10 protein-coding genes and 1 pseudogene are annotated in these 11,598 nt (G+C 69.3%); 3 read left to right on the plus strand and 8 right to left on the minus strand.

The annotated features are described in order from the left end of the window. The 3 genes and pseudogenes from D7Y21_RS36770 to D7Y21_RS36780 all read left to right on the plus strand — a co-directional run. A pseudogene (locus tag D7Y21_RS36770) lies at positions 1–267 on the plus strand (hypothetical protein); the annotation flags it as partial. A gap of 146 nt (positions 268–413) precedes the next feature. Then, positions 414–794 carry a helix-turn-helix domain-containing protein gene (locus D7Y21_RS36775; protein ID WP_120564778.1) on the plus strand — a complete coding sequence of 127 codons (381 nt, stop codon included), beginning with the start codon at positions 414–416 and terminating at the stop codon, positions 792–794. A 28-nt stretch (positions 795–822) separates the two neighbouring features. Continuing rightward, on the plus strand, positions 823–1,308 hold the full coding sequence (locus D7Y21_RS36780) for a cupin domain-containing protein (RefSeq protein WP_120564639.1): 486 nt from the start codon (positions 823–825) through the stop codon (positions 1,306–1,308). Positions 1,309–1,314: 6 nt separating this feature from the next. Here the strand turns inward: D7Y21_RS36780 and D7Y21_RS36785 are convergent, their stop codons facing one another. From D7Y21_RS36785 to D7Y21_RS36820, 8 genes are all read right to left on the minus strand, one after another. Next, positions 1,315–2,028, minus strand: coding sequence for an immunity 52 family protein (locus D7Y21_RS36785; protein ID WP_120564638.1), 714 nt, complete (start codon positions 2,026–2,028; stop codon positions 1,315–1,317). Positions 2,029–2,040: 12 nt separating this feature from the next. Then, a complete protein-coding gene (locus D7Y21_RS36790) occupies positions 2,041–3,393 on the minus strand; it encodes a restriction endonuclease fold toxin 5 domain-containing protein (protein WP_121718181.1) in 1,353 nt (450 codons plus the stop codon). Positions 3,394–3,482: 89 nt separating this feature from the next. Further along, entirely contained in the window at positions 3,483–6,332 is a 2,850-nt protein-coding gene (locus tag D7Y21_RS36795; protein WP_121718178.1) for an Ig-like domain-containing protein, read from the minus strand. Positions 6,333–6,594: 262 nt separating this feature from the next. Then, complete coding sequence (gene epsA / locus D7Y21_RS36800) at positions 6,595–7,398, minus strand: exopolysaccharide biosynthesis glycosyltransferase EpsA (RefSeq protein WP_120564636.1); 804 nt, start codon at positions 7,396–7,398, stop codon at positions 6,595–6,597. A 10-nt stretch (positions 7,399–7,408) separates the two neighbouring features. Beyond that, a complete protein-coding gene (gene epsB / locus D7Y21_RS36805; RefSeq protein WP_121718179.1) occupies positions 7,409–9,556 on the minus strand; it encodes a GH44 family glycoside hydrolase EpsB in 2,148 nt (715 codons plus the stop codon). Between the two features lie 66 nt (positions 9,557–9,622). Then, positions 9,623–10,159 carry a serine O-acetyltransferase EpsC gene (gene epsC / locus D7Y21_RS36810; protein WP_014400828.1) on the minus strand — a complete coding sequence of 179 codons (537 nt, stop codon included), beginning with the start codon at positions 10,157–10,159 and terminating at the stop codon, positions 9,623–9,625. 5 nt (positions 10,160–10,164) lie between these two features. Next, positions 10,165–11,202 (minus strand): exopolysaccharide biosynthesis glycosyltransferase EpsD, encoded by a 1,038-nt coding sequence (gene epsD, locus D7Y21_RS36815; RefSeq protein ID WP_121718180.1) that lies wholly within the window; start codon positions 11,200–11,202, stop codon positions 10,165–10,167. Next, positions 11,199–11,598, minus strand: a 400-nt coding sequence (locus D7Y21_RS36820; RefSeq protein ID WP_121718182.1) for a hypothetical protein, incomplete at its 5' end; no start/stop codon positions are given. The genes epsD and D7Y21_RS36820, both read right to left, overlap by 4 nt.

Raw genomic sequence — 11,598 nt, forward strand, 5'->3', positions numbered from 1 at the left:
GGCGTGGTGTACGCGCTGCTGGACGCGATGCTGCCGTTGGACGGGCGGGGGCGCTGGGAGTTCCAGGCGGCGGTGGGGATGCTCTTCGGCATCTTCGTGTGGCTGGTGGACTTCCAACTGCTGGCGCGCGGCTACTTCCCCTGGTTCCTGAGCGTTCCGCAGTTCCTCCAGATTGTGTGGCACGCGGTGTTCCTGGGGCTGCCCATGGCCCTGCTCTTCACCGCGGCCGAGCGCCGGCGCGCACCCGTGCCCGAGCCCACCCCCTGAGAGGGCGGACCGGGAGGTTTTGGGGGACGTCCCGGGTCGGATGGGGGAGGCGGAAAAAACGCCAGAGGTAAGGTGACATGACCCGACCTTCAGGGTTATGCCCAGCGCCCGGTGCCATGGAGGCGCTTCGCACCCGGGACAAGGGCATGGACACGGAACTGGCGGGAATCCTCGGCTCGGCGGCACGGAATGTGCGGGTGAAGCTGGGTCTGACGCAGGCGGACGTGGCTGACCGCATCGGCATGGCGTCTGAGGTGTATGGCCGGCTGGAGCGGGGCCACATGCTGCCGAGCGTGCAGAACCTGCGCCGTCTGTGCGTCGTCCTGAACATCCCGCCGCACGACCTGCTGGGGTTGGGGGAGGAGTTCGCGGCGCCGCCGCCGAAGGAGAAGCCCCGGGTGCGGACGGAGGAGGACGTGCCGGAGATGCGGCGGTTGATGCGCAACCTGCGGCGGCTGACGCCGGTGCAGCTGAAGCTGATGAACCTGGTGGCGTCCGCGATGCAGCAGCAGAAGAAGAAGCCCTGAGGGGGCGTGGCGTTAGACTGTGCCCACCATGGTTGAAGAGCTGGTGAGGAGGCTGGACCTCAAGCCCCATCCGGAGGGCGGCTACTACCGAGAGACCTACCGGGCGGCGTTCCAGGTGCAGACGCTGCGAGGGCGCAGGTCCGCGGGGACGGCCATCTACTACCTGTTGCAGCGGGGGGAGTTCTCCGCGTGGCACCGGGTGGTGGGCGCGGACGAGCTGTGGCTGTTCCACGACGGGGAGCCGATGGCGTTGCACCTGGTGCACGAGGACGGCCGGCTGGAGTCCCCGGTGTTGGGGCGGGACGTGACGCAGGGCCATCAACCGCAGGTGCTGGTGCCGGCGGGCGTGCTGCAGGCGGCGGAGCCGCTGGGCGCGTACACGCTGGTGGGCTGCACGGTGTCGCCGGGGTTCGAGTTCGCGGACTTCGAGTTGCCGGAGGCGGAGGCGATGGTGGCCCGCCACCCGGCGCACGAGGCGCTGCTGCGAAGGTTCGCGAAGGCCGGGCGGCGCTGACGCGGCTCAGGTGCCCCAGGGGCGAAGCGGGGTGAGCAGCCCCGCCGCCTGGAGGCGCGCCTGGACGTCGGCGGCGAGGGCGACGTGGGCGGGGTTGGAGACGCTGAACTTCTCCTGAGTGAGGGTGATGAGCGTGCCCCGGTCCGGGATGTGCTCCACCTGGACGGAGGAGGGCAGCGGGGGCACGGGGCCGCGGAAGTCGGCGAGGTAGGTGACCCAGCCGACGTGGGTGTCGGAAGGGGACGCTGCCACGAGGTCCCGGTGCTGTTCAGAGGTCGCCAGGGCGAACTCGGGTTGCCATGCGAGCGCCATGGCACGCACCACGCGGGTCAGGACGGGCGCGGTCAGCACCCGCTCCGCGACCGGGCCTCGGGCCGGCGGTTCCAGGACACAGACCGAGTTCACATGGGGGGAGGATCCCCCGCAGAAGCCATTGACCGCGGAGGTCTCATCCTCGTTCTCGCCCGCCCAGAGCCAGAAGTTGGAACTGTCGAGAGACCGATTGCGCTTCCGGCCGAGGAGTTTCGTCAGTGTCGGTGCATCCGTCTGGACCTGAAGTCTTCGAGCCTCTTCGTACGAGTCAGCCGCTTCATGCCAGCGGCTCCATGAAGGCTCGAGCGGGCCGAGCTCCCGAAGGAAGGCTTCAAGGTGCCGGGCGCAGTCCTCCACCGGTTCGGGGCGGGCCAGCCAGTAGCAACCCGCGTAGTACGTCTCGGTCATGGCTAGGACTCCTCAGGGGGCGGGAGGACGTGGAGGGATGTAGGCGACTTCAATCTTGAAACGGAGACGGCTGAAGGCCGCACGGAGGAAATCCGCGAATGGTTTCTCCGCCACGATCCAGCGGATGCGCTTTCCTCCTGCCATTGCCACCTGGCGCTGGGCCTGAGCGCGAAGTCCATTGAACCCAGTGAAGAACTTCTTCATCTGCGCATCATTCTCAAGGAACTTCGCGTAGCCCGGGCCCTTGGCCTCCAGCAGCAAATCGTCGACCAGGTCGTAGCCGTCGAAGTCGACCTCATCGTCTCCACTCTTGAGCCGGTACGCGGAGCCCTTCGGTGCTCCAGTCACCTGGGCCTGATAGTCGCGAGCACGGTCGGACATCGACTCATTCACCTGCACCCACTTGCCCGGGCCTCCTGCGCTACTCGGAAGAGGCGGGCCCCTCGTGGCCATGGCCACCGCCGTGGACGCGAGCGTCACCTCCACCACGCCGTCCACCACCGCCACCGCGCTTACGTCCAGCACGCGCGCCGGGTTGAAGCCCGCCTGTGTCGAGCCCAGCCGCACCGCGTCCGGGAAGCGCGGCATCAACGAGAGCGCGGATGACAGCCCCACCGTCACGCCGTGACTCACCAGCACCGTCACCGCGAGCACGAAGACCCGCGCCACTTCAGGTCCCAGCGCCTGCGCGAAGACCTCCGCCGCTTCCTCCAACTCCTGGAACGTCTGCGCCCGGTCCGTCGCATCCTTCAGCGCACCGCACGCGCGCACCACCGTGAGGAACGACTGCACGCCCACGTACGCCAGGAACACAGCGGCAATCACCGCCGCGGCCTTGGTGAACAGGGGCTCCGGTGCCGCCGCCAACACCACCCAGGACGCAATCGCTCCCGAGACCACGGACACGAAGAACTCCGGATTCAGCGTGTCCTGCAACGCGGCTCCAATACTCGCGCGCAAGGGGTCCAGCGACATGCCCACCGCGAGCGTCAGCCGGTCCAGTTCACCGAAACCCGCCCCATCCTCCAGCAAGGACAGACAGTCCCCCGGAGCCTCATGCGCCCGGCACCACCGTCCGTACCCGTCCCGCAGCATGAACCCGAGCCCCAGGTCCAGCTGCGCTCCCTGCTTCGCGACCGCGCGCACCACCCTCGGTGACCGCACCGTCAGCGGCACCTCCAACACCAGTCGCGTTAGCGCCTCCTCGAACTCCCGAGCACTGACCGGCACCCGCCGGTCCCAAGTCACCGGCGCATACGTCCGGGTCCCCCGCTCCGTGCGCAGCCGCACCGTGGGCCCGCTGGCGCAGCCCGTGAGCAGCACGAACAACAACATCCACACGCCGGCCCTGCTGTGTGCACGCATGCCGTGCAGCATGCGCCCCAAAGACAACGGGGCGGAAGGCCCGTGAGGACCTCCCGCCCCGAAGGGGCACCGCCGTCAATGGCAGACGGCTAGTTGTTCTTCACCGTGAAGCTGAAGCTCTGGATGACGAAGTTGTCCACCGCGTCCGTCATCCACACGTCCACCGTGTGCGTGCCATCCAGCAGCTCGCGCGTGTCCAGCTCCGCGGTCCACGTGCCGTTCGACTGGAGCGTGCCGGCGCGGATGCCCGACCCGTCCCGCGTGAACGCCACGTTCTTGATGCTGCTCAGCGCATCCGTCACCCGCGCCGTCAGCGTCACCACGCCACCCACCGTGCTGCCCGGAGCCGGCGTCACCAGCGTCGCCGTGGGCGCCTGCGTGTCGTAGCGCACCGTGCGCGTCACGCGCGTCGTGCGGCCCGCCTCGTTCGTCGCGTCGATGGTCAGCGTGTTCACGCCCGACGCCAGCGTCACCGACGTCTGGATTTCACCGCCGCCGCGCGGCAGCTGGAACTGCTGGCTGCCCAGCTTCACCGTCGTCGCGGACACGGAAGACACGCGAATCACATACGGCAGCGCATTGTTCGCGCGAGGCCCGAACGTGGCCCCGTCCGCCGTGTCCGTCGTCACCGTGGGCGTGCCCGAATCCACGAACACATGCACCACGGCTTCCGTCACGTTGTTCGCGGAGTCCGTGGCGCGCACCAGGATGCCCTGCTCGCCGAAGTTCGGCAGGCTCACCGGGTGCGTCACCGAACCGGTGCCGAACTCCAGCAGCGTGGTGTTCACCCACTGCGTCTCCACGCGCGTCGGCGTCTGCTCGTCAATCTGGCTGATGACATCCACCAGCCCACCCACCACCTGGCCGTTCACCGGCGACTGGATGGTGATGACCGGCGGCACGCGGTCCACCGTCAGGTTGATCTGCTTCGTCGTGACACCGCCCAGGTTGTCGCGGCCCGTGAGCTGGATGATGTTCGGCCCTTCCACCAGCTCCACCGGCATGTAGACCAGACCGCCGCTCAGCTCGGGGTTCACCACCACCGGCGCGCCGCCATTCACGATGAACGCCGCGTAGGTGATGAACGCGCCGTTGGTGGCCGGCTTCACGAAGCCCCACGCGTTCAGCGTCGTCTCGCGGAGGAACGCGGGCTGGTTGCCCATGATGACCTCCGGCGTCGTGTACGGATAGGGATTGATGACCAGCGTCTGCGCCGCCGTGCTGCCCAGCAGGTTCTGGCTGGCCGGCTGCAACGTCACGCCGGAGTACACCGCGCGGTAGTCCTGCGCGCCCGTGGCGGACCACGTGTCCGTCGCGATGGTCCAATTGAGGGAGAACACGCCGTCGCCGTCCGCGTCGTCATCCGCGCCAATCGCCACGCCCGCCACGAAGAACGTGACCACGCCCTTCTGCGACCCCGTCACCACGGCATTGGTCGACGCATTCCGCACCCGCGCGGACAAGGTCGCCTGATTGCCAATGGTCACGCTCGCGTTCGCCGCCGGAGAGAGAATCGTGGTCGTCGTCGCCACGCCCGTCACCGGGGGCTCCGGCGGCGTGTACGTCCGCACGCGAGCCGACGCCGACACACCCACCGCGCCACCCGAGGACGCCGTCACCGTGACCTCCGACAGGAGCGAAGGCAGCAGGTTCGCAGGGGCGCGCACCGTCACCGTCACGGTGGACTCCGCGCCGGCGGCCAGGAACACCGTGGGGCGGCTCAGCGTGGCCGTCCAGCCGGGCAGGCCGCCCGTGGTGCTCAGCGTGTACGTGTCAGCCTGGTAGCCGTGGTTCTTCACCTTGATCGTGTAGGTCGTCTCCTTCGGCTCCGGGTTGGGGATGGAGAACATCTTCGTGTCCTCGCCCACCACGGACACCTCCACGCTGAAGTCGCCGAAGCACGCCAGGCCCAGCGACGCGAACGTCGTCGGGATGTCCCGCGCCGGCGAGCCCGGCTCCCAGCCTCCGTCCGCCGCCTGCTTCGTCTTCAGCCACTCAATCGCATTGAACAGGCGCGTGTTGCTCGCCGGCTCCTTGCCCGCCAGGCACAGCGAGTACACGGCGATGCCCGTGGCGAAGTCGTCGGACGCGCCCGTCGGCAGGCGGCCCCAGCCCTTGCCGCTCACCGCGGGCATCGCGATGAGCTGGTTCGCCAGCGTCTGGATGGTGGTGGTGTTCACGCCATTCGCGCCCGGCCCCGCGGCCTTCAGGCCCACGATGGCCCACGACTTCTGGAACGTGTACGGCATGCCGTCGTCGAAGACGCCCGTGGTGGCCGTGTTGATGTTGGCCCGCAGGTACGCGGCCGCCTTGTCGATGGCCGCCTGGTACTGCGCCGCCTTCGCCGGGTCCACGCGCTGCTTCGCCTGCGCCAGCGTCACGATGTAGCGCGCGGTGATGGGCACGTTGCCGTGGTTCACCGGCGAGCCGTCGTGGTCCTCGTTCCACCGGCCGCTGGACTGCTGCGTGCCCAGCGCCCAGTTGGCCGCCATCACCAGCGCGCTGCTGTACTGCGTGGACACGTACTGGTCGAAGCCCGCCAGGCCGAACGACGCCCAGCCCGTCTTGGAGTTCGGGAACGAGGACCCCTGATACAGCCAGTGACCGGAAGGCAGCTGGTCCGTCTTGATGCGCGCCGTGATGGCGTCCAGGTTCTGCTGGAGCGTGCGCCCGTTGCTCGCCGTCTGCGCCATGTTGTAGCCATTGGCCTTGGCGCTCGACAGGCCGAACACCGCCGCGCCCTGGCGGTGGCACGCGATGCAGTTCTCGTGCGTGGTCCAGTTGGCCACGTCCGCGCTCAGGAACTGGATGGCCTTCTGCGTGGCCTCCGTGTTGGTGGCGGCGGCGGCCGGCAGGCTGAAGGCCGACAACACCATCACCGCGAACATGACGAGTCGCGCCGCCCAACGGGGCGACGAACGGGATACGGCTGATGACATGAGGGGACGTCCAGGGGCCTACGGGTGGGCACACCCGGACGCGAGGAGCAGTCCCTCTTCCAGCGCACACCCCGGTTCGTCCACCCGCGCCTCACCTCGGCGCCCCGGTGATCCGAAACCCGCGTCCGGCTGGAAGAAGCACCCCGCGAAAGGCGTGCGGGGATAGAATACTCAAGTTTGGCTGTAACTGTCCAGGGAGGGGCAAAGCGCCCCAGCCTTAGAAATCAGGGACCTACGGCCAGTCGCGCGAGTCCCTGGGGACTCAGCTTTCCTGTGAACCCCGGGTGCGCTTCCACAGCTCGCGCAGGAGAATCACGCCGAACTGGGAGTCATTGAGGATGTACCGGCGCCACAGGCGCTTGGGCTCGTGGGTGAGGCGGTAGAGCCACTCGAAGCCGGCCTTGGCGATCCACTCGGGGGCGCGCTTGGCGGTGCCGGCGATGAAGTCGAACCCCGCGCCAATGCCGATGGCCACCGTGGGCCCCAGCTTCTGGGCCACCTGTGAAATCCAGACCTCCTGCTTGGGGCTGCCCAGCGCGACGAAGAGCAGGTGCGGATCCATCTCCCGGATGCGCGCGACGATGGGATCATTCTGCGCGTCGCCCGCGTCCAGGTTCACCATGGGCGAGTCCCAGCCCACGACCTCGATGCCGGGGTACTGCGCCTGGAACTGCTTGCCCACCTTCTCCGCGACGCCGGGGCCCGCGCCCAGCAGGAAGATGCGCCACTTGCGCTCGGCGCCCAGCTTCACCAGCGGGAGGATGAGGTCGGAGCCGGCGATGCGCTCTGGCAGGGACACGTCCAGCATGCGCGATGCCCAGACGATGGGCATCCCATCCACCACGGAGATGGTGGCCTTGGCGTACGCGTCGCGGAAGCGCGTGTTCGTCTCCGCCAGGACGACGTGGTCCACGTTGGCGGTGAAGACGTAGCCGCCCTGGTGCGCGTCCACCAGCTCGCCAATGGCCGTGATGGCCTCCGGGAACGTGAGCTGGTCGATGGTGAGCTGGCCGATGTTCAGGCGCGGGCGGGGGGAAGCGGCGGCGGGGGCGTGTGCGGTGGTCAAGGCGTCGTCTTCACTTCACCGTGAGGTCCAGCACGGTGATGGAGTAGGGGGGAAGGCGCTGCGAAAGGGCCTGCTCGGCCTTTGTGCCGGTGGCCTGTTCGGTGAAACCGCCCGGCGCGCCCGAGTACCCCATGACGCGCACGGTGTTGAGCGAGCCGCAGCCCTTGAACTCCAGCTGCGCCTGGGCGGCCTGCTCGGGGTCGAAGTTGAGCAGCACGGCGGTGAGCTTCTTGCCGGACGCGTCGCGGGACGCGAAGAGGCTGGTGCCTTCCGCCGCGGTGGTGGACAGGCCGTGGTCCTGGAAGCGGCCGCCCCGCCCGTCGAAGTCGCGGTACGCGCGGAACGCCCAGAACGTGGGGCTGTTCTCCGCGGGGTACTGCCAGAAGAACGCGGACGTGAGCCCCTGCTGCCCGAAGCGGCCCAGGGCCTCCGCCTGCGCGAGTCCCCCGCTCATGTGCTTCATGGCGCCGAAGTTGTACTCGCCAATGGACATGCCCCGGCCGGGGTAGTTCTCCGCGATCCACTGCTTCACGCGAGGGATCAGCTGGATGGGCTCGGCGATCCAGGACTCGTCCTTGTAGGTCGGATCCCACAGCGCGCGGGTGGAGCGGATCCGCCGCGCGTTGGTGTCCGGATCCGTGGCGCCCTCCAGGCCCAGGCCCACGTTGGTCTGCGGGTAGAAGTGCACGTCCACCACGTCCAGCAGGCGCACGCCGGTCTTCTTCTCGTGGTCGCGCAGCTCGCGCAGGTACCAGGGCAACAGGGGCACGTCGCCGTGCGCGCGGCGGTCGGTGTACGGCGGGCGGCCGGGAGCGAAGTCCGCGGCGGACCAGAAGTAGTTCGTCCAGCCCCACTCCGCGGGACCGGCGATGACCGCCTCCGGATCCGCCTTCCGCACGGCGGTGCCGTACTCGATGGTGCGCTTGAGCAGCTCGTCGTAGGTGAGCGGGTCGGGGTGCACGTCCCGGTGCGTGGAGCTCCAGAGGGCGGGCTCGTTGTCCAGGATGTACATGTTCACGCCGCGCTTCGCGGCCTTGAGCGACTTCACCCACTCGGAGATGAACTCCGGCGGGGCCTGCACGCTGGTGGTCGTGGGAGCGGCGGGGACCAGGGGCGTGCCGTCGCGGCGCACGCCGTTGCCGCCCGCGGGCTCCGTGTCGTCCTGGGCCTGCTGCGGGCCGAAGGTGGACACCGGGAAGCCCACGGCGGACGTGTCCTTGGCCACCCAGCCGATGAGCGGCAGCGTGAGCGCGGACTGCACGTTGTTCTTCCGGTTGGACTCCAGGAAGTCATCCGCGCCGAAGCCCAGCTCCACATTGCGGAAGTACCAGTCGTTGCCGGTGTTCCACGCGCGGCCCAGCTTCCAGTTGTAGCGGGACGTGGGGTTGCCGCCCCAGCGGCGGATGGTGGCGCCCAGCTTCCACTGGTGCGTGTCCGTGGTCTCCTTGTTGCCGTCCAGCGCGATGCCGTAGATGAGCGGGCTGATGGGCTTGGACGGCGCGGAGCAGTCGATGATCATCTTCGACTCGCGCCCGTCGCCCCGGCCCATGCGCCCGCCACCGGCCGCGCGCGCGGCAGCGACATCCGGAGACAGCGGCACCAGGGCCACCTTGTCGAAGAGCACCCAGTCCCGGCCCACCTCCTTCGACGCGCGCAGCACCAGGCGGTCGAAGGGCTCACTGCGCGGGTTGAGGACCTCCATGGGCACGACGACCTCCGCCCACTCGCGGTCCTTCTTGACGATGAACTCCGGGCTGATCCGCACGTGCGGGAACGTCGCGGCGCCGGGGGCGTCCAGGCGCACGTCCAGGAACTCGCCGTAGGACTCCGGGGCGGTGAAGCGGAACGTCAGCGCGCCGTACGCGCCCGGGAGCTTGGGCCGGTAGAGGATCCACCCGCCGTAGTTGAACATCCGCAGGCGCGCGGGCGCGCCCTTGGGAAGCTCGCGAGGCGCCCAGCCGATGTCCTTCCATCCGGCCTGGATGCCCCCGTCGTACACGGCCACCGCGTCCGTGGAGGCGGGCTGCGCGGCCGGCTGCGTGGCGGCGTCTTTCGCGGCGTTCTGCTGCGCCATCGCCACGCCCGCGCCGCCGCCCAGCACCGCGCAGGTGAGGATGACGGTCCGCTTCCACCGCGCGTGCTTCGTCCTGTCTGCCATGACCTTCTTCAACGCATCCCCCGGAACGAACCCGGCACAGCGGATCAACCAACGACGGTGTGACGGCTACAGCGGGACCTCGTCCAGGTCCTTGCGCGGGAAGATGCGCGCGGGGATGCCCACCGCGACGCTGTCCGGCGGCACGTCCTGGAGCACGACGGCGTTCGCGCCAATGCGCGACCGGGCGCCAATGCGCACGGGCCCCAGGATGCGAGCGCCCGCGCCAATCCAGACGTCATCCTCGATGGTGGGGTAGCCGTTGTCCTTGGCGGTGCCCACGGTGTTGTTGCCGTAGAAGCGCACGCGGTCGCCGATGCGCGCGTCCCCGCCGATGACGACGCCCAGGCTGTGCACGAAGTACACGCCCTTGCCCAGCGTCACGTCCTTGCCGATTTCGATGCCCATCACCGCCGTCTGGGCCACGCGCAGCACGTGGTTCACCAGCGGGATGTGGAAGGCCAGCGCCGCCTCACGCGCGCGGTTGAGCGCGGTGATGCGGTACGAGTCGCTGGTCAGCACCACCTTGGCGATGGACTTCGCGTCCGACGTACCGGTGGCCGCCTTGGCCATCTCCAACGCGTCCGAGATGAGGGCTCCGAACATGGCTTTCATCCTTGGGGATTTCCCCGGCCCTGCAGGTAGCGAGCGAGGCCCTTGGCGACGCCCACCCATCCGCCGGCCTCCGTGCGGGCACCGCGCAGGTACTCCATGCCGTACGCCACGGAGGTGCCCGCATACGCGGCGCCCGTGAGCCCCAGCTTGTCCGCGACGCTGGAGGCCTTCACCACGGCCTCGGTCAGCTTGCGCGACGCCTCAGGGGCCACCACCGCGGAGGCGAGCAGCGGGCGCGAGAGCAGGTTCGTTTCGAAGAAGAGGCGCCACGGGTTCACGCCCTTCACGTCCGGGTGCTTCACGGAGACGTGGGTGTCGAACATGCCGTAGCGGTGAGCGCGGCGGATCCACTTCTCGAAGCTGACGTGGTCGCTGCCGTGCAGCACGTACGCGTCCGGCGCGAAGAGGAACGCGCAGCCGGCCTTCTCCAGGCGCACGCCCAGCTCCACGTCTTCTGACTGGCCCAGCGTCTTGTCGAAGCCGCCCACGCCCACGTAGTCCGCGCGGGGGAAGGACACGTTGCCCGTGTACAGGTGGTTGCCGTGCGCCTTCACGCCGGGGACGGACAGTTCCTCGGCCATGCGGTTGTTGAGGTGCGCGTACCAGCGCTCGAAGAGGGGCATCTCCCCGATTTCGGGGTCCGGCCGGATGCGGCCCAGCACCACGTTGCGCGAGCCCTGCGGATGGTGGGCCAGGTGGCGCGCGAGGAAGTCGGAGGCCACCTGCATGTCGTCATCCGTGACGAGCACCGTGGCGCCCCGAGCGGCCAGCACGCCCCGGTGCCGCGCGGCGGCGGCGCCCGCGTTCTGCTGCACCTCCACGCGCAGGGTGTAGGGCAGCTTGAGCGCGGAGAGCGGGCCCTTCACGTCGGAGGCGGAGCCGTCGTCCACCACCACCACCTCGAACTCCTCGGGCGGCAGCGTCTGGCCGGCCAGCTGCTGGAGCAGACGGGTGATGAGGGGCAGCCGGTTGTACGTGGCGATGACGACGCTGAGCCGGGGGGCCGGGACAGCGGGGGAGTCGGAAGGGCTCATGGCTTCTTCTTCTTGGCCGCGTCGGCGCGCTTCTGCTTCTTCGTGGGACGCGGGAAGGTGACGCTGCCGGCGAAGCGGTCCTCGCCCACCAGGGCGAGGGTCTTCTGCGCGGAGCCGAAGTCCGTCTCGCCCAGGGTGACGACCAGCAGGGCGGTGTCCGCGGCCAGGGCCAGCGGGAGGCTCGCCGGATGGGTGATGAGCGAGTCGATGACCACGACCACACGCTCGCCCTGCTCCACGCGGCGGCGCACCTCCTGGACCATGCGCGGGGCGCCGGCGGGCTCGATGCCGGTGGCGTCCACCATACGCAGGGGAGGCTCCGGGTAGGGCGCACCGGCCTCCATCAGGGCCTGGGCCGCGTCCTGCGCGGGGGCACCGGGATGGGCGGGGACTGTC

This window comes from Corallococcus sp. AB045 (assembly GCF_003668895.1).
Taxonomy (GTDB): domain Bacteria; phylum Myxococcota; class Myxococcia; order Myxococcales; family Myxococcaceae; genus Corallococcus; species Corallococcus coralloides.

What these genes read in the sequence shown, in the direction of transcription:
- D7Y21_RS36790 (WP_121718181.1), bottom strand. Translation starts at nt 3,393, where the DNA reads ATGCGTGCACACAGCAGGGCCGGCGTGTGGATGTTGTTGTTCGTGCTG.
- epsC (WP_014400828.1), bottom strand. Translation starts at nt 10,159, where the DNA reads ATGTTCGGAGCCCTCATCTCGGACGCGTTGGAGATGGCCAAGGCGGCC.
- D7Y21_RS36775 (WP_120564778.1), top strand. Translation starts at nt 414, where the DNA reads ATGGACACGGAACTGGCGGGAATCCTCGGCTCGGCGGCACGGAATGTG.
- D7Y21_RS36780 (WP_120564639.1), top strand. Translation starts at nt 823, where the DNA reads ATGGTTGAAGAGCTGGTGAGGAGGCTGGACCTCAAGCCCCATCCGGAG.
- epsB (WP_121718179.1), bottom strand. Translation starts at nt 9,556, where the DNA reads ATGGCAGACAGGACGAAGCACGCGCGGTGGAAGCGGACCGTCATCCTC.
- D7Y21_RS36795 (WP_121718178.1), bottom strand. Translation starts at nt 6,332, where the DNA reads ATGTCATCAGCCGTATCCCGTTCGTCGCCCCGTTGGGCGGCGCGACTC.
- epsD (WP_121718180.1), bottom strand. Translation starts at nt 11,202, where the DNA reads ATGAGCCCTTCCGACTCCCCCGCTGTCCCGGCCCCCCGGCTCAGCGTC.
- D7Y21_RS36785 (WP_120564638.1), bottom strand. Translation starts at nt 2,028, where the DNA reads ATGACCGAGACGTACTACGCGGGTTGCTACTGGCTGGCCCGCCCCGAA.